Raw genomic sequence first — 20,556 nt, 5'->3', positions numbered from 1 at the left:
GCGACCGGCCCCCTCACGCGACGCCCTCGAAGGTCAGGCGGACGCCGTCGCCGAGGTCCGCGACGTCGCCGCTCACCACGAGCGTGGGCTCCTGCGGGTGCAGGCGGCGCGGCGGCTGCCCCGGGCGCAGGAGGGTGGTCCCGTTGACGGTGGTCAGGTCGACCAGCAGCACGTTCCAGCCCTCGAGCCGCACCTCAAGGTGCGACCGCGAGATGTCCTGGCTGGGGCTCGGGACCGTGACCAGGCGAGGTGCTTGCGCCTGGGCGGTGACCACGTGCGCCTGCGGGTAGCGGCCGAACACGACGGGCTGCTCGAGCTCGACGACGTCGCCGGTCGAGATCACGACGCGGCCGAGCGACGGACGGGGCACGACCTCGGCCTGCGGGTTGAGCCCTCCCCCGCACACGGCGCAGGTCGAGCGGACCGGGGTGTTGGCGTGCCCGTAGGCGCAGCTGCGCGCCAGGATCGTCGGGACGTCGGCCGCAGGCACGGGGGCCGGACCGACCACGGCGGCGGGCGCCACCGGCGTCCCCGGGAGCTGGACCGTCCACTGCTGAGGCACAGGGGCGTAGGACTCGCCGGGCGGTGTCTGAGGCGCAGGGGCATACGCCTCACCGGGCGGGGTCTGGGGCGCAGCCTGGTACACCGGGTAGGGCGAGTCGCCGGAGCCGACCGGAGCCTGCTGCTGAGCAGCCGGGGTTTCCTGCTCGACCGGGGGCGCGGGCGGCGGCGGGGGCACCGGGGGCAGCGCCGGACGCACCGGCTGCGGAGCCACGTCCGTCGGCTCGGCGGTCACGGGGGCGGCCCCGTCCCGGTCCTTCATGAAGCTGCGCAGGCCGTCGATCGAGAGCACGGTGTCGTCCTCGACCTCCTCGTCGTCGCCGGCGCCGCCGCCGGTCTCGTCGTGCTCCGGCTCCTCGGGAGCCGGTGCGCTGCCTCCGGCCACGGCGAGCGCGTCGGCCGTTGCGAGCGCGTCGGCCGTGCCGTCCACCGTCGCGTCGTCGGGCACGGGCTCCTCGGCGGCGGCGCTCGCGCCGGCAAGGCTCTCGGCAGCCGGCGCCTCGTCCGCAGGGATCTCAGCACCGGCGGGGAGGTCCTCGTCGGACGGTGCACCGTCACGAGAGCCGTGGTCGACGAAGTCGTCGTCGAGAGCTACGTCGTCGAGGGCTCCGTCATCGAGGGCTCCGTCCGGGAACTCGCCGAGCGTGCGGGCGAAGTCCGGCTCGGCCGGGTGCACCGGCACCATGGCAGGGTCGGGCTCCGCGACGGGCTCGACGGTCGCGACCACGGCCTGCGGGGCCGGGACCTCGCTGCCCGAGCCGGCGTCGCCGACCTCCGCCGGGACGGCCGGTGCCTCGTGGTCGCCCGCGGACGGCGCCTCGGCCGGGCGCTGCCAGCTGACGGACCTCGCGGTGACCACTCCTGTGCTCAGCGCGAGCGAGAGCTCGGCCGGCAGGCCCGTCGGGCCGGTGGCGACCTCGTAGTGGTCGACGTCGGTGAAGCGCTTGTCGGCCCAGGTGGTCATGTCGAAGGCCTCGATGGTCTCGCTGCCGACCTCGCCGGCGAGGTGCACCGACACGGTGCCGCGGGCGACGACGTGCAGCACACCGGTCTCCTCGCCTCCTGCCGCCACCTCGTGCAGGACGATCGCGAAGTCGGGCAGCTCGCGCAGGGAGGGGTCGAGGACCGTCGTGACGGCGTCGAGGACGTCAGCCATGCTCGTCTCGGGACGTCCGAGCCGCTCGAGCGACGCCCAGACCGACGACACCGAGGCCGCCGCGACGGAGCCGTCGAGGAGCACGACCACCCCCGGTCGGACCAGGGCGAAAGCCGTTCCGGGCGCGTAGCTGATCGACATCTGTTCCTCGTTCTCGTGCCGGGGGGAGTCCGCGTGGTGCGCGTGCGGCTGTCGTGGGTGGTGCTGCCTGGACGGTACTGCGTCGTCGGTGAGTCTGCTACGCGGAGACGGTCCGGCCCGGGCGACCGCCGTGGGCCGGTGTCGTCGGGGCGGGGCCGGACAGCGAGGTGGCGACGTCGACGACCACGACCGTCACGTTGTCCCGTCCGCCGGCGAGGAGCGCGTAGTTGACGAGCTGGTCGGCGGCCAGCTGGGGGTGCGGCTGCTGGCGCAGCACCTCGGCGATCTGCTCGACCGAGACGTCCTCCGTCAGCCCGTCGGAGCAGATGAGCAGGCGCTCCCCGGGGACCATGGGCAGGCTCCAGCAGTCCGGCTCCGGGTCGACGGGCCCGCCCAGGGCGCGGGTGATCACGTGCCGCCGCGCGAAGGTCCGGGCCTCCTCGGGCGAGACCTCGCCCGCCGCGACGAGCTCCTGGACCAGGGAGTGGTCGACGGTGATCTGCTGCAGCGCGCCCTCCACGAACCTGTAGGTGCGCGAGTCGCCGATGTTGGCCACCAGCCAGGTGGGGACGCCGTCGCGCTGGACCACCACGGCGCCGGTCATCGTCGTGCCAGCGTGCCGGCCGGGCTGGGTGGCGATCTGGGCCACGGCACGGTGCGCCTCGTGGACCGTCGCCTGCAGCTGCTCGATCGTCACGTCGTCCGACTCCGCCAGGGAGCACAGGACCTCGACGGCCGCGGCGCTCGCCCGGGCGCCCGCCTCGTGACCGCCCATCCCGTCGGCGACGAAGTACACGCCGCGCTCGGCGTGGAAGGCGTCCTCGTTGGCTGCGCGGCGTCGGCCGGCGTGGGTGGTCGCGCCCCACCGGAGGGCGCTGACGGCGTGCCGCTGGTCCACTGCCCGTCACCTACCCGTGTCTCGAGAGTGCGCCCCACGTAGGCGCGTGTCGCGTACGTCGGCCCTGCGGCTGCGCACCGCCCGTGCGGGCACACTCGACGCTAGTCGTCGGCGCCCGACGCTGCGATGGGGACTACTCCCCGCGCGGCGGGCGCCCTCTGGCGTGCGCGGCCGGACCTGGTGTGGCAGACCTGCACGGCCGTCCGACCAACGGCGAGCGAGACGATGCCCGCCGAGCCGAGCGGACGACGAGCGGTCAGGCCGTCCAGTCGACGAGCGGTCAGGCCGTGCGGTCGACGAGCGACTCTGCGAAGGCCACGAGCGCGTCCTTGACCGGGCCGTCGGGCAGGGGGACGAGCTCGGCGACGGCGTCCTGCGCCCACGCCACGGCCTGGGCGCGCGTCTCGGCGACGACGGGGTGGTCGCGCAGGGCGGCGACAGCACCGGCGAGCGCCTCGTCGGAGGTGAGGTCGGAGTCGAGGAGCTCGAGGAGGGCGAGGTCCCCGGCGGAGGGCTCGTCGCTCGCGGCCACGTGGCTGCGCAGCAGCAGCACCGGCATGGTCGGGACGCCCTCGCGCAGGTCGGTGCCGGGGGTCTTGCCGGTCAGCGCACCGTCAGAGGTGAGGTCGATGACGTCGTCGGCCAGCTGGAAGGCGACACCCACCTTCTCGCCGAAGTTCGCGACGATCTCGACGATCTCGGGCCGGCACCCCGCGTACCGGGCGCCGAAGCGTGCCGAGGTCGCGATGAGCGACGCCGTCTTGTCCGACAGCACCTGGAGGTAGTGCTGGACCGGGTCCTCGTCGGGGCGCGGACCGACGGTCTCGTGGAGCTGGCCGAGGCAGAGACGCTCGAAGGTCTCCGCCTGCCAGCGCACGGCCTCGGGGCCGAGGCCGGCGACCGTCACGGAGGCGCGGGCGAACAGCAGGTCCCCGGTGAGGATGGCCACGGAGTTGCCCCACACCTCGTGCGCTGCAGGTGCTCCGCGCCGCAGGGGCGCCGAGTCCATGACGTCGTCGTGGTAGAGCGTCGCGAGGTGCGTCAGCTCGACGACGACCGCGGCGTCGATGACCTCCGGGCGGGCGGACTCGCCGAGCTCGGCGGTGAGCAGCGCGAGGAGCGGGCGCAGGCGCTTGCCACCGGCGTCGACGAGGTGCCGCGACGTGGTGTTCGCGAGCTCGTCGGCGTGGGTCACCGAGTCGCGCAGGCGCTCCTCGACGTAGGCGAGCCGGACGCCGAGCCTCTCGGCGAGGTCTGGGTCCGGGACAGGCAGCCCGATCGAAGCAGTAGTCACAGGGTAGAACCTATCGTCTGTCGTGGTCTGGGCGTGCACTGACACCCTGCCGCGACGGTGTGGGGAACCGCACCGTTCGTCCCGAGACCCGGAGCACCCTCGCGGCGCAGGGGCAAGGGACCTTCGGCCCTCGACCGGGCAGGCCCGGCTGCTCAGCCCAGGCCGGTCGCCCAGCCGATGAGCTCGAGCAGCGGGGTGGGGTACACACCGAGCACCACGACCGCGACCGCGGTGACCGCCACCGCGACGGCCGTCGGGCCGAAGCCGCCCACCACCGTGACGCGCGGCGCCCCGTCGGCGAGCAGCACGGACGTCGTCGCCGGGCTGGTCGAGGTGCCGTCGGGCGCGAGGTCGGCAGAGCCCTCGGTCGCGCCCTCGATCCCCGAGTCCGCGTCGACCACCGGGCTCGCCGCGTCGGACCCGGCCGGGTCCATGAAGAACATGATGACGATGATGCGGATGTAGAAGAACACCGCGACGGCCGACGCGAGCACGCCGACGACGGCGAGGACCTCGCCGGTCCCCAGCTGCTCGCTCCCCTGCACAGCGGCCGAGAACGCCCCGAACTTCGCGATGAACCCTGCGGTGAGCGGGATCCCGGCGAAGGACAGCAGGAACACCGAGAAGCAGGCCGCGAGCCACGGGCTGCGCTTGCCGAGGCCGGCCCACTGGCCCAGGTGCGTGGCCTCGCCGAGGACCTCTCCCCCACTGCCGGTCTCGCGCACCAGCGTGACGACGCCGAAGGCGCCGACCGTGGCGAGGCCGTAGGCCGCGAGGTAGAAGAGCACCGCGACGATGCCGTCGGTGTTGAAGCCGAGGACCGCCACGAGCACGAACCCGGCGTGGGCGATCGAGGAGTACCCGAGCATGCGCTTCATGTCGGTCTGGGTCGCACCGACGACGACGCCGACCGCCATGGTCGCGATGGCCACGACCCACAGCGCGGTCTTGACGGAGACGAGCATGTCGAGCGTCCCGCCGAAGCCGCCGAACCACAGGATGCGCACGAGTGCACCGAAGGCGGCGATCTTGGTGCAGGCGGCCATGAAGCCGGTGATGGCCGTCGGGGCGCCCTGGTAGACGTCGGGCACCCAGGCCTGGAAGGGCACCGCACCGACCTTGAACAGCAGCCCGCAGACCACCATGAGGAAGCCGACGAGCCACAGCAGCTCCCAGCCCTCGGGGGACCCGCCCTGCGCGACGGTGCTCGACGCCGTGAAGATGTCGCTGAACCGGACCGAGCCCGCGTAGCCGTAGAGCAGCGCCGAGCCGAAGAGGAAGACCGCCGAGGCGAAGGCCCCCAGCACGAAGTACTTGAAGGACGCCTCCTGCGAGAGCAGCCGGCGACGCCGCGCCATCCCGCACATGACGTACAGCGGGAGCGAGAGCACCTCGAGGGCGATGAACATGGTGAGCAGGTCGGCGGCCGCCGGGAAGATGAGCATCCCGCCGATCGCGAAGAGCAGGAGCGGGAAGACCTCGGTCTGCTGGAGCCCGCGACGGCGGGCGAGCTCCTCGTAGTCGGAGCCGGGGATCGCCGCGGCGCTCGGCGCGAAGGCGTCCTGCCCGCCCGGGCTGCGGTCGACCACCACGAGGACCGCCAGGACCGCGACGACCAGGATGATGCCCTGGAACAGCAGCGAGATGCCCTCGATCACGAGGGACCCGCCGAGCACGACGACCCCGCCCCGGCTGCCGGGGCCGAGCCACGAGACGCCCTGCCACACGACGACGGCGAGCGCGGCCACGAGCGCCACGAGGGTGAGCGGCACCTGGATGGTGCGGCGCAGCCGGGCCGGTGCGAAGGACTCGACGAGGACGGCGACGACGCCGGCCCCGAAGACGACGAGCAGCGGTGCCAGCGCCGTCCACTGGACCTCGGGCGGCGTGAAGGTCCCCGTGGCCGTGGCGGCAGCAGCCGCGGAGCCGGCCGCTACGGCGGCTGTCGTGGCGATCATGAGTCGCTCCCCTCGGTCGGTGCGTCGACGAGCGCGGCGTCGGCCGCCTCGGGCTGCGGGACGACGTCGGTGACGCCGACCTGCTCGAGGGTCACGGCGGCGGGGTCGCCGACGAGGTCGAGCGCCGGCCCCGGCACGAAGCCGAGGACGAGCAGCGCGACGACGAGCGGGGCGACGACCCAGCGCTCCCGGGCCGAGAGGTCACGGACCTCGGCGAGCTCGGGGCGCACCGGACCGGTGAAGATCCGCTGGTAGGTGAGCAGCACGTACAGCGCGGCGAGCACGACCACGACGGCGGAGACGATCGCCGCGACGGGGTACCGGCCGAAGGCACCGATGAACACCATGATCTCGGAGACGAAGGTCGACAGACCGGGCAGCGACAGGGCCGAGAGACCGGCGAGCAGGAACACGCCGGCGAGCACCGGGGTGACCTTGGCCAGGCCGCCGAGCTCGCTGATCCGACGCGAGCGCCCGGAGACGGTCCGCCGGACCACGAAGCCGCCGACGAGGAACAGCAGCCCGGTCGAGATCCCGTGGTTGACCATGTAGAAGGACGCGCCGGAGACGCTCAGCTGGGTGAAGGCGAAGATGCCGAGCACGATCACGCCGAAGTGCGAGACCGAGGTGTACGCGACGAGCCGCATGAGGTCGTCCTGGCCGAGCGCCAGCAGCGCCCCGTAGATGATCGACACCACGGCGAGCACGATGACCACGGGCGCGGCCCACCGGCTCGCGTCGGGGAACAGCGGCAGGCAGAGGGTGAGCATCCCGAAGGTGCCGACCTTGTCGAGCACCCCCACGAGCAGCACCGAGGTGCCTGCGGGGGCGTGCTCGGCCGCGTCGGGCAGCCAGGAGTGCACCGGGAACATCGGGGCCTTGATCGCGAAGGCGAGGAAGAACCCGAGGAACAGCAGCCGCTCCGTCGTCTGGTCGAGGCCCAGGCCCGTGAGGTTCTCGGTGAGGAAGCCCTGCTCCCCACCGGGGCCCTGCACGTAGAGGACGATCACGGCGGCGAGCATCACGAGGCCGCCGGCGAGCGAGAAGATGAGGAACTTGATCGCGGCGTAGCGGCGCCGGGCCCCCTCGCCGAACCCGCCGATCATGAAGTAGACGGGGACGAGCATCGCCTCGAAGACGACGTAGAACAGGAACACGTCGCGCGCGCTGAACACGAGCACCATGAAGGTCTGCAGGACGAGGACCAGGGCGAGGTAGTGCCGCAGCCGGCCCTCGCCGGGTCGGTCGTCGGCTCCGGCGGGGCTCTTCGCGGTGCCTGCGCCACGCGCTGGGGCGGCCGCACCCGCAGCACCGGCAGCACCCTCAGTGCTCACAGTGCTCACAGTGCTCACAGCGTCTTCGACGCCCTGCTCGCGCCACGCGGCGCCGATCACGAGCGGCACGAGCCCGACGCTCAGCGCGACGAGCAGCAGGCCGACCCCGTCGACGCCGAGCGCGTAGCTCGCACCGATCTGCGGGATCCAGGCGTGCGTCTCGACGAGCTGGTGCGTCGACGCGGCCGAGGTGTCGAAGGCGGCGACCGCGAGGACGACGAGCACCACCTCGAGGAGGGAGAAGCCGAGCGCGACGGGGCGCGCGAGCCGGCGGGAGCCGTGGGGCAGCGCCCACACGACGGCAGCGCCCACGAGCGGCACGACGGCCAGCAGGGTGAGCCACGGGATGTTCGGGTCGATGGTCATCTGTCCGCCCCTCTCAGTTCCACACGATCAGGACGACGACGACGAGCACACCGAACCCTGCGAGCATCATGGCCGCGTACGACCGGACGAACCCGTTCTGGATCTTCTTCACGGCCTCGCCGACGATCCCGACCGCTCCGGCCGCACCCATGAGGCCACCGTCGACGGTCTTCTTGTCGGCGTAGACCAGGGACCGGGTGAGGTACTGGCCGGGGCGCATGAGCAGGTTCTCGTTGACGGCGTCCTGGTAGAGGTCGACGCGAGCGGCGCGGGTGAGCACGCTCCCGGTCGGCGGCTCGACCGGCACCGGCGAGGCGGCGTACTGGCGCCAGGCGAGGAACGCCCCGCCGACCACGAGCAGCAGCGTGAGCGCCATGATGACCGGCACGGGCAGGACGGGCTCGTGGTGCTCGACGTGACCGGTGACCGGCTCGAGCCAGGAGGCGAACGCACCACCGACCATGAGCAGCCCGCCGAGGCCGGCCGAGCCGACCGCGAGGACGATCATCGGCCACGTCATGAGGGCCGGCGACTCGTGCGGGTGCCGCACCGGCAGCCCGGAGCCGTCGTCCGACTCCACCCAGCGGCGCTTCCCGTGGAAGGTCATGAAGAACAGGCGCGACATGTAGAAGGCCGTGATGCCGGCGCCCAGCAGGGCCACGAGGCCGAAGACCCACGGCTGCCAGCCGTGCCCGCCGTCGGCCGCGAAAGCGGTCTCGATGATCTTGTCCTTGCTCCAGAACCCGGAGAACGGCGGGATGCCGAGGATCGCGAGCCACCCGAGCCCGAAGGTCACCCAGGTGACCTTCATGACGGCCGACAGCCCTCCGAAGCGCCGCATGCTCACGTCGTCCGACATCCCGTGCATCACGGAGCCGGCACCGAGGAACATGCCGGCCTTGAAGAACCCGTGCGTGAGCAGGTGGAAGATCGCGAAGGCGTAGCCGATCGGCCCCAGGCCCGCAGCGAGCATCATGTAGCCGATCTGGGACATGGTCGAGGCGGCGAGGGTCTTCTTGATGTCGTCCTTGGCGCAGCCGACCACGGCCCCGAAGACGAGCGTGACGGCTCCGACGATCGCGGTGACGAGCAGGGCGTCAGGCGCCAGCGTGAAGACCGGACCGGACCGCACGACGAGGTAGACACCCGCGGTGACCATCGTGGCCGCGTGGATGAGCGCGGAGACCGGGGTGGGTCCGGCCATCGCGTCGCCGAGCCAGGACTGCAGCGGGAACTGGGCGCTCTTGCCGCAGGCGGCGACGAGCAGCATGAGCGCGATCGCGGTGAGGCGGCCCATGTCGGTGGTCTCGGCCCCGGCGAAGACCGAGACGAAGTCGACGGACCCGAAGCTGCTGAACATCAGCATGAGTGCGACGATCATGCCGACGTCGGCGACCCGGTTGACGATGAACGCCTTCTTGGCGGCGGTCGCGTTCGCGGGGACGTGGTTCCAGAACCCGATGAGCAGGTACGACGCGAGACCGACGCCCTCCCAGCCGACGAACAGCAGCAGGTACGAGTCGGCGAGGACGAGCAGCATCATCGCGGCGACGAAGAGGTTGAGGTAGGCGAAGAACCGGCGCCGGTCCGCGTCGTGCTCCATGTACGCGACCGAGTACAGGTGGATGAGGGTGCCCACGAAGCTCACGAGCAGCACGAAGGTCAGCGACAGCGGGTCGACCCGCAGCCCGACGTCGACCACGAGGGAGCCCGCGTCGAGCCAGCGCCCGACGTGCACGTCGACGACGCGGTCCGCGGCGTCCCAGCCGAGCATCGTCACGAGGTAGACGGCGCCGAGCACGAAGGTCGCGGCCGAGGCGAGCACGCCGAGCCAGTGCCCCCACGCGTCGGCGCGGCGGCCGGTGAGCAGCAGGATCCCGGCCCCGACGAGCGGGACGGCGACGAGCAGCCAGGCAGAGTCGATCACAGAGGTGTCCACAGGTGTCCGCTCCCCGTCAGTTCTTCAGCAGGTTGACGTCGTCGACCGACGCAGACCTGCGGGTTCTAAAGATGGACACGATGATGGCGAGCCCGACGACCACCTCGGCGGCCGCGACGACCATCACGAAGAACGCGATGACCTGGCCGCTGAGGTCTCCGTGCATGCGGGCGAAGGTCACGAAGGCGAGGTTGGAGGCGTTGAGCATGAGCTCGATGCCCATGAACACGATGATCGCGTTGCGCCGCAGCAGCACCGTCGCGGCACCGATCGAGAACAGCAGCGCCGAGAGCACGAGGTAGTTGGACATGTCCATGTCAGCGCTCCTCCTCGGTGGTCCGGGGCGGGGGCGGGCTGGCGGGAGACGGGTCCTCGGGCGGCTCGACCGGGGCACCGGTCTCGACCTGACCCTGGGGGCCCTGGGTCTCGCTGCCGGACACCCGCGGGCCCTGCTCGGACTGGTTCGCGATCTCGCCGTCTACCGGCGCCTGGCGCTCCTGGCCGCGGACGCGCAGCACCCGCGACACGGACGCCTCGATCGGGCGTCCCTGCGGGTCGAGCGCCGGCACGTCCATCGCGTTGCGCTGGGCGTAGACGCCCGGGGCGGGCAGCGGGACGAGCGACTCGCCGCTGGCGACCCGCGCGTCGGCGCGCTCCTTCTGCCCCACGCGCGCCGTGAGCCGCTGCTTGTGGGTGAGCGTGAGGGCCGCGAGCGCGGCCGTGATGAGCAGGATGCCGACCACCTCGAGGTTGAACACGAAGTCGCCGAACAGCACGCGGGCGATCGCGACGGGGTTGGTCTCGGCGTTGGCGGCCTCCAGGCCGATGCCCTCCGGGAAGGACACCCGCAGGATCACGCCGACCAGGACCGCGCCGAGGCCGAGGCCGAGCAGCCAGCCGACGAGCCGCTGCCCACGGATGGTCTCGACCAGCGAGTCCGAGGCGTCGACGCCGACGAGCATGATGACGAAGAGGAAGAGCATCATCACGGCGCCGGTGTAGACGACGATCTGCACGATGCCGAGGAACGGCGCCTCGAGGGCGACGTACATGACCGCCAGGCACACCATGACGAAGACGACGCAGAGCGTGGCGTGCACGGCCTTGCGGGCGAAGAGCAGGCCGAGCGCTGCGACCACCATGAGGGGTGCGAGGCACCAGAAGAGGACGGCCTCCGCCCCGCTCGTCACGAGCGGACCGTCCCGGTCGCGGCGGCCGGTGTCCCGGCTGACGAGGCGGTGGCGGTGGCGGTGCCCTGGCCCGCCGCGGCGCGGGCCGCGTCGAGCGTCGGGTCGTCGGGGCGGTGCTCGGCGACCCAGGCGACCTGCTCGGGGGTCGGGCCGGTGACCTCGCCGCGGTAGTACTGGGTGTCCTCGGTCCCGGGGACCATGGGGTGCGGTGCGGCGAGCATGCCGTCGCGCAGCGGGGCCAAGAGGTCCTCCTTCTCCCAGATGAGCCCCTCGCGGGTGGGGCCGGTGAGCTCGTACTCGTTGGTCATGGTGAGGGCGCGCGTGGGGCAGGCCTCGATGCACAGCCCGCAGAAGATGCAGCGCAGGTAGTTGATCTGGTAGACGCTCCCGTACCGCTCCCCCGGCGACCTGTGGCCGCCGTCGGGGAGCTCGGCGTTGCTAGAGCCCTCGACGTAGATGGCGTCGGCCGGGCACGCCCAGGCGCAGAGCTCGCACCCGATGCACTTCTCGAGGCCGTCGGCGTAGCGGTTGAGCTGGTGACGCCCGTGGTACCGGGGCTTGGTCGGGACCTTCTCGAAGGGGTACTGCTCGGTCACCGTCGGCCGGAACATCGACGAGAAGGTGACCCCGAAGCCGGCGACCGGGGCGACGAGCTCGCGGACCCCCGTGGGCTTCGGGCGCAGCTGCTGGTAGCCGGGGCTCGTGGTGCCGGGCTCGGGGGTGCTGCCCGGTCCGGGCGTGCTGCGGTCACTCATCGTCGGCCTCCTGTGCGTGTGCCGTGGAGCTGTCGGACGGTGCAGGGGGTGCGGCTGCCAGCGCACCGGCCGCCGCCCGCTCGCGCCGGGCGGCGCGCGGCGAGGGCGGGAGGGTCTGACCGGGCAGCGGCGGGACGGGGTACCCGCCGGCGAAGGCGTCGAAGGGTGCCGCACCGTCGGTCTCGGTCGTGGCGGCAGCCTCCGGCTGCTTCTGCGGCCAGAACCGCAGCGCGAGCATCGCGACCACAGCCAGCACGAAGACCACCACGCCGACGGTCTGCAGGTCAACGCCGCTGAACTCGCGGACGCCGCGGACCACGGAGACGCACACGATCCAGCCGAGGGCGACGGGGATGAGCACCTTCCAGCCGAAGCGCATGAACTGGTCGTAGCGCAGCCGCAGCACGGTCCCACGGATCCACACGAAGAGGAACATGAAGCCCCACATCTTCACGAGGAACCAGAGGACCGGCCACCAGCCCTCGTTGAACATGCCGTCGTTGATGGTGGAGATCGGGAAGGGTGCGCGCCAGCCACCGAGGAACAGCGTCGTCGCCACGGCGGAGACGTTGATCATGTTGATGTACTCGGCGAGGAAGAACCACGCGAACTTCATCGAGGAGTACTCGGTCATGTACCCGGAGACGAGCTCGCCCTCGGCCTCGGGGAGGTCGAAGGGCAGGCGGTTGGTCTCGCCGACCATCGAGATCACGTAGATGAGGAACGCGGGGAACAGCGGCAGGATCAACCAGTACTCGGTCTGGTAGCTGACGATGTCCCCCGTGGACATCGAGCCGACCATGATGAAGACCGACACGAGCGAGAGCCCCATCGCGAGCTCGTAGCTGATGACCTGGGCGGTCGAGCGCACCGAGCCGAGCAGCGGGTACGTCGAGCCCGAGGACCAGCCGCCCAGCACGATCCCGTACACCCCGACCGACGCGCAGGCCAGGATGTACAGCACCGCGACGGGGAAGTCGGTGAGCTGCGCCGGCGTCGAGATGTCCGTGAACGGGATGGTCACCTGCGGCCCGAAGGGGATGACCGCGAAGGTGAGCAGCGCGCAGAACACCGAGATCATGGGCGCCACGAGGTACACGACCTTGTCGGCCGCCTTGACGGTGATGTCCTCCTTGAGGAGCAGCTTCATCGCGTCGGCGAGCGACTGCAGCAGACCGAAGGGCCCGTGCACGTTGGGGCCGGGCCGCACCTGCATCCGCGCCACGACCTTGCGCTCGAACCAGATCGCGACGAGCACGCTGGTGAGCAGGAAGACGATGATGAGGACGGCCTTGACGAGGTACGTCCAGAAGGTGTCGTTCGAGAAGTCGACCATCACGCACCGTGCCCTTCGCTCGCGGTCGCCGCGGCGTCGGCCGCACGCACCTGGACGACCGCGCCCGGCGCGACCCCGAGGGTCCGGTGCACCTGAGACCCGGGAGAGTTGAGCGGCAGCCACACGACGTGGTCCGGCATGTCGGTCACGACCAGCGGGAGCCGGACCGCGCCCGTGGCCGTCGAGACCTCGACCGTCCGAGGCGCTGCGCCCCCTGGCGCAGCGCCACCGGCTCCGGCCAGACCGGCCGCCGTGGCAGCCGACATCCGGGCGACCGGACGCTTGGCGGTCCCGGCGAGGAACACCTCGCCGTCCTGGGACCGTCCGCAGTCGAGGAGCATCCGCCACCCGGCCAGCACGGCCTGCCCGGCCACGAGCCGGGGCGGCTCGGGGACCGGCTCGGCCGGCGGCTCGACCCGGGCACCGTCCCACGGGCCCAGCTGCTCGATCTCGGCGCGGACCGCGTCGAGCGACCCCAGCCCCAGCCGCACCCCGAGCACGTCCGCGATCGCGTCGAGCACCCGGTGGTCGGACAGGGCCGCGGAGTCCAGCGCCGCGGGGAAGGGACGGATCCGTCCCTCCCAGCTCCAGTACGCCCCGGCCTTCTCGGCAGGCGGCGCGACGGGGAAGACCACGTCGGCGTGCTCGGTGACGTCGCTCGCACGGACCTCGAGGGACACCACGAAGTCCGCGACCTCGAGCGCCGCGCGTGCGGCGACAGGGTCGGGCAGGTCGGCGAGCTCGAGGCCGCCGACCACCACCCCGCGCAGCCGCCCCTCGGCGAGAGCCGAGACGATCTCTGCGGTCCCCCGGCCCGGGGTCGCGGGCAGGGAGTCGACCGACCAGGCGGCGGCGAGGTCGACCCGCGCCGCGGCGTCGGCCACCGGACGGCCGCCCGGCAGCAGGGTGGGCAGCGTGCCGGTCTCGACCGCGCCGCGCTCGCCCGCACGCCGCGGCACCCACGCGACGCGGGCCCCGGTGCGCCCGGCGAGCCGCAGCACCGCCGAGTACCCGCCGGGGACACCGGCCAGGCGCTCGCCCACGAGGATCACACCGCGGCCGTCGTCCGCGAGCGCGTCCCGCACGTGGGCGAGGTCGTCGTCGGTCCCGACGGCGTCGAGCACCTCGGGCTCTGTCCCCGGTGCGGCGGGGAGCAGCACGCCGCCCCGGTCGCCGACCCGGCGCAGGCCGCGCGAGGCGAAGGGCGCGACGCTGAAGGCCTTGAGCCCGTGGGAGCGGGCGCCCTTGCGCAGGCGCAAGAACACCACGCCGGCCTCCTCCTCGGGCTCGAGCCCGACCAGCAGCACCGCGGACGCCGCCTCGAGGTCGGTGAAGGTGACGCCGAGCCCAGAGCCTGCGACCGTGCTGCCGAGGAAGGCGAGCTCCTCGTCGGAGTGCACGCGAGACCGGTGGTCGACGTCGTTCGTGCCGAGGACCACCCGCGCGAACTTGGCGTAGGCGTAGGCGTCCTCGATCGTGAGGCGCCCGCCGGGCAGCACACCGACGCCGCCGTCGGAGCGGCGGTCGGCCGTGCAGGCCGCCCGCAGGCCGGCGGCGGCCGCGTCGAAGGCCTCCATCCAGCTGACGGGGCGCAGCTCGCCGCGGAAGCCGTCGGCCCCGCGGTCGCGGACCATCGGCGAGGTGATCCGGTCCGGCGCGGTCTGCCAGGTGAAGGCGAAGCGGTCCTTGTCGGTGATCCACTCCTCGTTGACCGCCGGGTCCTCCCCCGCCAGCCGCCGCATCACCGTGCCGCGACGGTGGTCGACGCGGATCGCGGACCCGGAGGAGTCGTGCTCGGAGACCGACGGGGTCGAGACGAGGTCGAAGGGCCGGGAGCGGAACCTGTAGGCCGCACCGGTCAGGGCGCCGACCGGGCAGATCTGCACGGTGTTCCCCGAGAAGTACGACGCGAAGGGCTGGCCGGACTCGTCGGGCTCCGCACCACCCGTCGGGACGTCGCCGTCCGCGGCGACCGGGTCCGCGAAGTCGAGGACGTCGGTGTCGAACCGGCCGATCTGCTGACGGGCGCCGCGCTCCTGCAGGTCGATGAACGCGTCCCCGGCGATCTGCTTCGAGAACCGGGTGCAGCGCTGGCACAGGACGCAGCGCTCGCGGTCGAGGAGGATCTCGGTCGAGACGGAGATGGGCTTGGGGAAGGTCCGCTTGACGTCGACGAAGCGGCTGGTGGGGCGACCGTTGCTCATCGCCTGGTTCTGCAGCGGGCACTCGCCGCCCTTGTCGCACACCGGGCAGTCGAGCGGGTGGTTGATGAGCAGCAGCTCCATGACCCCCTGCTGGGCCTTGTCGGCGACCGGCGAGGTGTGCTGGGTCTTGACGATCATCCCGGGGGCGGCCTCGAGCGTGCACGAGGCCTGCGGCTTGGGCATCGGCCGGACGTTGCCCTCGCGGTCGGGCATGGCGACGTCGACGAGGCACTGGCGGCAGGCGCCGGCGGGCTCGAGGAGCGGGTGGTCGCAGAACCGGGGGATCTGCACGCCCACCTGCTCGGCCGCGCGGATGACGAGCGTGCCCTTGGGGACGGACATCTCGACGCCGTCGAGGGTGAAGGTGACGTGGTCTGGTCGTGCGGGCGGCTGTGCCGCGGTCCCGGCAGCGCCCTTGCTCTCCGTGACAGTCATCAGTGGCCTCCAGCGCCTGCTCCCGCGAGCGTCGCCGCGCGCGTCCTCGGGGTGTAGCCGAACAGTGCCGATCTCTCGGGCGGGAACAGCTCGCTCGCGGGGGTGTGCATCCCGGCCTCGAACTCTTCGCGGAAGTACTGGACGGCCGAGGTGATGCACGACGTCGCGCCGTCGCCGAGGGCGCAGAACGCGCGCCCGAGGATGTTGTCGCAGGTGTCGAGGAGCGTGTCGATGTCGCCCTGCGTGCCCTGGCCTGCCTCGAGGCGCCGGAGCACCTGCTTGAGCCAGTAGGTGCCCTCGCGGCACGGCGTGCACTTGCCGCAGGACTCGTGCGCGTAGAACTCCGTCCACCGCGTGACCGCGCGGACCACCGACGTGGTCTCGTCGAAGATCTGCAGCGCGCGGGTGCCGAGCATCGAGCCCGCCGCGGCGACCGACTCGTAGTCGAGCGGCACGTCAAGGTGCTCGGCGGTGAAGATCGGGGTCGACGAGCCCCCGGGCGTCCAGAACTTCAGCGCCCGGCCGCCGCGGACCCCGCCGGCCATGTCGAGGAGCTCGCGCAGCGTGATGCCGAGCGGCGCCTCGTACTGGCCCGGGTGGGTCACGTGCCCGGACAGCGAGAAGAGGCCGTGCCCGGCCGAGCGCTCGGTGCCCATCGAGGTGAACCACGAGGCACCGCGGGCGACGATCTGCGGGACCGACGCGACCGACTCGACGTTGTTGACCACGGTCGGGCGGGCGTAGAGGCCGGCGACCGCGGGGAAGGGCGGCTTGAGGCGCGGCTGCCCGCGCAGCCCCTCGAGGGAGTCGAGGAGCGCGGTCTCCTCGCCGCAGATGTACGCACCCGCCCCGGCGTGCACCGTGACGTCGAGGTCGAAGCCCGAGCCGAGGACGTCCTTGCCCAGGTACCCGGCGGCGTAGGCCTCCTCGACGGCCTTGAGCAGGCGCCGGTAGACGTGCAGCACCTCGCCGCGCACGTAGATGAAGGCGTGGTGGCACCCGATGGCGTACGAGGTGATGGCGACGCCCTCGACGAGGGTCTGGGGCGAGGCGAGCATGAGCGGGATGTCCTTGCAGGTGCCCGGCTCGGACTCGTCGGCGTTGACCACGAGGTACCGGGGCCCGCCGTCGGGTGCGGGCAGGAAGCCCCACTTCATGCCGGTGGGGAACCCGGCACCGCCGCGACCCCGCAGCCCGGAGTCCTTGACGGTCTGCACGACGTCGGCCGCGGGCTGGGCCAGCGCGGCGCGCAGGCCCTCGTACCCGCCGTTCGCCAGGTAGGTCTCCAGCGTCCAGGAGCGCTCGGCGTCCCAGTGCGCGGAGAGGACCGGTGCCAGCTCGGTGCTCATCGCTCCCCCTCGGTGGTCGGTGCGGACGTGGTCGGTGCCGACGAGGTCGACGAGGTCGTGTCCTGCGCTGCCGGCTCGGACTTCTCGTCCGCCGCCGGCGTCGCCTCGTCTGCCGAGGCGGCCGTGCCCGACGACGTGTCGGCCGGGGTCTCCTCGGTGCGCTCGGCGCTCGACTGCTCGGCGCCGGTCGACGGCGTCGCGTCGGCAGCCGGCTGATCAGCCTCGGCACCCGCCGCGGACTCTGCCGGCTGCTCCGGTGCCGGGTCGGCCGTCCAGCCCTTCTCGCGGGCGAGCCGCGTCCCGCGGACCGTGGCTCCGCCGGCGCCGACGCCCTCGTCGGCGCGCCCGTCGGTGAACCCCGCGAGCACCCGGGACATCTGCTTGAAGGTGCACACGGACGAGGCGCCGCGTGTCGGCACGACGTCCTTGCCGAACCGCAGGTCGTCGACGACCCCGCGGGCGCTCGCCGGGGTCTGGTCGTCGAAGAACTCCCAGTTGACCATCATCACCGGGGCGTAGTCGCAGGCCGCGTTGCACTCGACGCGCTCGAGCGTGACGGCGCCGTCCTCGGTGGTCTCGTCGTGCCCGATCCCCAGGTGCTCGGAGAGCTCGTCGAAGATCTCGTCGCCGCCCATGATCGCGCAGAGCGTGTTGGTGCAGACCCCGACGGTGTACGTGCCGTTGGGGCGCCGCTTGTACTGCGTGTAGAAGGTCGCGACGGCCGAGACCTCGGCCGGGGTGAGGTCGAGGACCTCGGCGCAGAACGTGATCCCGGAGCGGGACACGTAGCCGTCCTCGGACTGCACCAGGTGCAGCATCGGCAGGAGCGCAGAGCGTGCCTGGGGGTACCGGCCGACGATCTGGTGCGCGTCGGCCGTCAGCCGGGCGAGCGTGACCTCGTCGTAGCCGGTCCCCGAGGGGGCGGTCGGGTGCTGGTGCTGGGCGTCGGTGCTCATCGGTCTACACCTCCGAGGACGGGGTCGAGCGAGGCCACCGCGACGACGACGTCGGCGACCTGGCCGCCCTCGCACATCAGGGCCACGGCCTGCAGGTTGTTGAACGACGGGTCACGGAAGTGCGCCCGGTAGGGTCTCGTCCCGCCGTCGGAGACGAGGTGCACGCCGAGCTCGCCGCGCGGGTGCTCCACGGTCTGGAACACCTGCCCCGCCGGGACCCGGAAGCCCTCGGTCACGAGCTTGAAGTGGTGGATCAGCGACTCCATGGACTCGCCCATGATCTCCCTGATGTGCTCGAGGGAGTTGCCGGCGCCGTCGGTGCCGATGGCCAGCTGCGCGGGCCACGCGATCTTCTTGTCGGCGACCATCACCGGGTCGCCCGTCGAGCGCTCGAGGCGCTCGATGCACTGCGCCGCGATCTTGAGCGACTGGTAGCACTCCTCGATGCGCAGCACCACGCGCGAGTAGCAGTCGGCCTCCGTGGAGGTCGGGACGTCGAAGTCGTAGGTCTCGTAGCCGCAGTACGGCGCGGACTTGCGGACGTCGTAGGGCAGGCCGGCCGAGCGGAGCACGGGACCGGTGACCCCGAGCGCCATGCAGCCCGCGAGGTTGAGGTGCCCGGTGCCGACCAGACGAGACCTGAAGATCGGGTTGGCGAGCATGAGGTCGCCGAGCTGCGCGAGGTACTTGCGCACCTCGGTGTCCATGTGCCAGAAGTCCTCGGTCAGACCCGCCGGGACGTCCTGGGCCACCCCGCCCGGGCGGATGAACGCGTGGTTCATCCGCAGCCCGGTGATCGACTCGAAGATCCGCAGGATCTCCTCGCGTGCCGTGAAGCTCACGGTCATCACCGTCGTGGCGCCCATCTCGTTGCCGCCGGTCCCCAGGCACACGAGGTGGCTCGCCACCCGGTTGAGCTCCATGAGCAGCACCCGGATCACCTGCGCCCGCTCGGGGACGTCGTCCTCGACGCCGAGCAGCCGCTCGATCCCGAGGCAGTACGCGGCCTCCTGGAAGAACGGCGCCAGGTAGTCCATCCGGGTGCAGAACGCGACGCCCTGCGTCCAGGTGCGGAACTCCATGTTCTTCTCGATGCCCGTGTGCAGGTAGCCCACCCCGCACCGTGCCTCGGTGACCGTCTCGCCGTCGATCTCGAGCATGAGCCTCAGCACGCCGTGGGTCGACGGGTGCTGCGGGCCCATGTTGACGACGATGCGCTCCTCGCCGAGCTCGGCGATCTCGGCCGCGATCTCGTCCCAGTCTCCGCCCGACGACTCGAAGGACGGGACCGAGGTGTCGTCGACCGGCGGACGCGCCGCGTGCGGCGTGCTGCTGCTCTGCGTGCTCACGAGTAGGACCTCCTCTGGTCCGGCGGGGGCACCGTCGCACCCTTGTACTCCACGGGGATGCCACCGAGCGGGTAGTCCTTGCGCTGCGGGTGGCCGGGCCAGTCGTCCGGCATCGCGATCCGGGCGAGGGCAGGGTGACCGTCGAACACGATCCCGAAGAAGTCCCACGTCTCGCGCTCGTGCCAGTCGTTGGTCGGGTAGACCGTCGTGGTCGTCGGGACGTGCGGGTCCGCGTCGGGCACCGTCACCTCGAGGCGCAGCGAGCGGCCGTGCGTCACCGAGGTCAGGTGGTAGACGGCGTGCAGCTCGCGCCCCGTGTCCCCCGGGAAGTGCACGCCCGAGACGCCGAGGCTCAGCTCGAAGCGCAGGTCCTGGTCGTCGCGCAGCGCCCGGCACACCGCCACGAGGTGCTCCCGGCGGACGTGGATCGTCAGCTCCGTCCGTGCGCCGGAGCCGGCCGGCGGGTCGACGACCACGCCCTCGACCGCCGCGTCGAAGGCGACGCCGTCCTCGGCCAGCACCTCGGCGAGGACGTCGACCGCGTCGTCGTACCAGCCGCCGTAGGGCCTCGGGCTCGCGAGCCGCCGGGTCACCGGGCGGACGAGCCCGCCGAAGCCCGACGTGTCGCCCGAGCCGTGGGCACCGAACATCCCGGTGCGGACCTCGACGACCTCGAGCTGTTCGCGCGCCTCCGGGACGGCCAGCGCGTCACCGCCCGGGGTCACGTCGGTCCGGGGCGCGTCCGGGGTGCTCGTCATCGCAGCAGGCCCTTCATCGCGGAGGTGGGCGTCGCCTCGAGCGCGGCCGCCTCGGCGGCGCGAGCCGCCTCCTTGCGGTTGACGCCGAGCGGCTGGTCCTGGATCTGCTGGTGCAGCGCGAGGATCGAGTTGATGAGCATCTCGGGGCGGGGCGGGCACCCGGGGAGGTAGATGTCGACCGGCACGATGTGGTCGACGCCCTGGACGATCGCGTAGTTGTTGAACATGCCGCCGCTCGACGCGCACACGCCCATCGACAGGACCCACTTGGGCTCGGGCATCTGGTCGTAGACCTGACGGACCACGGGGGCCATCTTCTGGCTCACCCGGCCGGCCACGATCATGAGGTCGGCCTGGCGCGGAGACGCACGGAACACCTCCATGCCGAACCGCGACAGATCGAACCGGCTGGCCCCCGCCGCCATCATCTCGATCGCGCAGCAGGCGAGCCCGAAGGTCACCGGCCACAACGAGCCCTTGCGGAAGTAGCCGGCGAGGTCCTCGACGGTCGTCAGGAGGAATCCTGAGGGAGCTTCTTCGATCCCCATGGCGTCAGAACCTTTCGTCGCGCGGCGTG

Annotated in this window: 16 protein-coding genes; all 16 read right to left on the bottom strand. The window is 72.2% G+C overall.

Going from position 1 to position 20,556, the window contains the following annotated elements:
• Positions 1-13: 13 nt before the first annotated feature.
• Positions 14-1,858, bottom strand: a complete 1,845-nt coding sequence (locus SKED_RS03680; protein WP_012865779.1) for an FHA domain-containing protein — start codon at positions 1,856-1,858, stop codon at positions 14-16.
• 97 nt (positions 1,859-1,955) lie between these two features.
• Positions 1,956-2,756 carry a PP2C family protein-serine/threonine phosphatase gene (locus tag SKED_RS03675; RefSeq protein ID WP_012865778.1) on the bottom strand — a complete coding sequence of 267 codons (801 nt, stop codon included), beginning with the start codon at positions 2,754-2,756 and terminating at the stop codon, positions 1,956-1,958.
• Positions 2,757-3,036: 280 nt separating this feature from the next.
• The gene (locus tag SKED_RS03670; protein WP_012865777.1) at positions 3,037-4,050 is read right to left on the bottom strand and encodes a polyprenyl synthetase family protein; all 1,014 of its coding nucleotides are present in this window, start codon (positions 4,048-4,050) and stop codon (positions 3,037-3,039) included.
• Between the two features lie 152 nt (positions 4,051-4,202).
• Positions 4,203-6,008, bottom strand: a complete 1,806-nt coding sequence (gene nuoN / locus SKED_RS03665; protein ID WP_012865776.1) for an NADH-quinone oxidoreductase subunit NuoN — start codon at positions 6,006-6,008, stop codon at positions 4,203-4,205.
• Positions 6,005-7,708 carry an NADH-quinone oxidoreductase subunit M gene (locus tag SKED_RS03660; RefSeq protein ID WP_012865775.1) on the bottom strand — a complete coding sequence of 568 codons (1,704 nt, stop codon included), beginning with the start codon at positions 7,706-7,708 and terminating at the stop codon, positions 6,005-6,007. Before SKED_RS03660 ends, nuoN begins: the two co-directional genes overlap by 4 nt.
• Before the next feature lie 13 nt (positions 7,709-7,721).
• Positions 7,722-9,635: an NADH-quinone oxidoreductase subunit L gene (gene nuoL / locus SKED_RS03655; protein WP_042438535.1), complete on the bottom strand. Its 1,914-nt coding sequence runs from the start codon at positions 9,633-9,635 to the stop codon at positions 7,722-7,724.
• A gap of 28 nt (positions 9,636-9,663) precedes the next feature.
• Positions 9,664-9,963 carry an NADH-quinone oxidoreductase subunit NuoK gene (nuoK, locus tag SKED_RS03650; protein WP_012865773.1) on the bottom strand — a complete coding sequence of 100 codons (300 nt, stop codon included), beginning with the start codon at positions 9,961-9,963 and terminating at the stop codon, positions 9,664-9,666.
• A gap of 1 nt (position 9,964) precedes the next feature.
• Positions 9,965-10,837 carry an NADH-quinone oxidoreductase subunit J gene (locus SKED_RS03645; protein ID WP_012865772.1) on the bottom strand — a complete coding sequence of 291 codons (873 nt, stop codon included), beginning with the start codon at positions 10,835-10,837 and terminating at the stop codon, positions 9,965-9,967.
• Entirely contained in the window at positions 10,834-11,592 is a 759-nt protein-coding gene (gene nuoI, locus SKED_RS03640) for an NADH-quinone oxidoreductase subunit NuoI (protein WP_012865771.1), read from the bottom strand. Before nuoI ends, SKED_RS03645 begins: the two co-directional genes overlap by 4 nt.
• Positions 11,585-12,928, bottom strand: coding sequence for an NADH-quinone oxidoreductase subunit NuoH (gene nuoH / locus SKED_RS03635; protein ID WP_012865770.1), 1,344 nt, complete (start codon positions 12,926-12,928; stop codon positions 11,585-11,587). The genes nuoI and nuoH overlap by 8 nt, the downstream gene beginning before the upstream one ends.
• Positions 12,928-15,567, bottom strand: a complete 2,640-nt coding sequence (locus SKED_RS03630; RefSeq protein WP_012865769.1) for an NADH-quinone oxidoreductase subunit G — start codon at positions 15,565-15,567, stop codon at positions 12,928-12,930. The genes nuoH and SKED_RS03630 overlap by 1 nt, the downstream gene beginning before the upstream one ends.
• Entirely contained in the window at positions 15,567-16,916 is a 1,350-nt protein-coding gene (nuoF, locus tag SKED_RS03625) for an NADH-quinone oxidoreductase subunit NuoF (RefSeq protein WP_012865768.1), read from the bottom strand. Before nuoF ends, SKED_RS03630 begins: the two co-directional genes overlap by 1 nt.
• Entirely contained in the window at positions 16,913-17,872 is a 960-nt protein-coding gene (nuoE, locus tag SKED_RS03620) for an NADH-quinone oxidoreductase subunit NuoE (RefSeq protein WP_012865767.1), read from the bottom strand. Before nuoE ends, nuoF begins: the two co-directional genes overlap by 4 nt.
• A complete protein-coding gene (locus SKED_RS03615; RefSeq protein WP_012865766.1) occupies positions 17,869-19,221 on the bottom strand; it encodes an NADH-quinone oxidoreductase subunit D in 1,353 nt (450 codons plus the stop codon). The genes nuoE and SKED_RS03615 overlap by 4 nt, the downstream gene beginning before the upstream one ends.
• Positions 19,218-19,979, bottom strand: coding sequence for an NADH-quinone oxidoreductase subunit C (locus SKED_RS03610; RefSeq protein WP_012865765.1), 762 nt, complete (start codon positions 19,977-19,979; stop codon positions 19,218-19,220). Before SKED_RS03610 ends, SKED_RS03615 begins: the two co-directional genes overlap by 4 nt.
• Positions 19,976-20,527 carry a NuoB/complex I 20 kDa subunit family protein gene (locus SKED_RS03605; protein ID WP_012865764.1) on the bottom strand — a complete coding sequence of 184 codons (552 nt, stop codon included), beginning with the start codon at positions 20,525-20,527 and terminating at the stop codon, positions 19,976-19,978. The genes SKED_RS03610 and SKED_RS03605 overlap by 4 nt, the downstream gene beginning before the upstream one ends.
• Between the last annotated feature and the right edge of the window lie 29 nt (positions 20,528-20,556).

Origin of the sequence: Sanguibacter keddieii DSM 10542, from assembly GCF_000024925.1 — a bacterium.
GTDB lineage: Bacteria > Actinomycetota > Actinomycetes > Actinomycetales > Cellulomonadaceae > Sanguibacter > Sanguibacter keddieii.
Note: the sequence above shows the minus strand (reverse complement) of the source record. Positions and strands in the feature narration are given on the sequence as shown.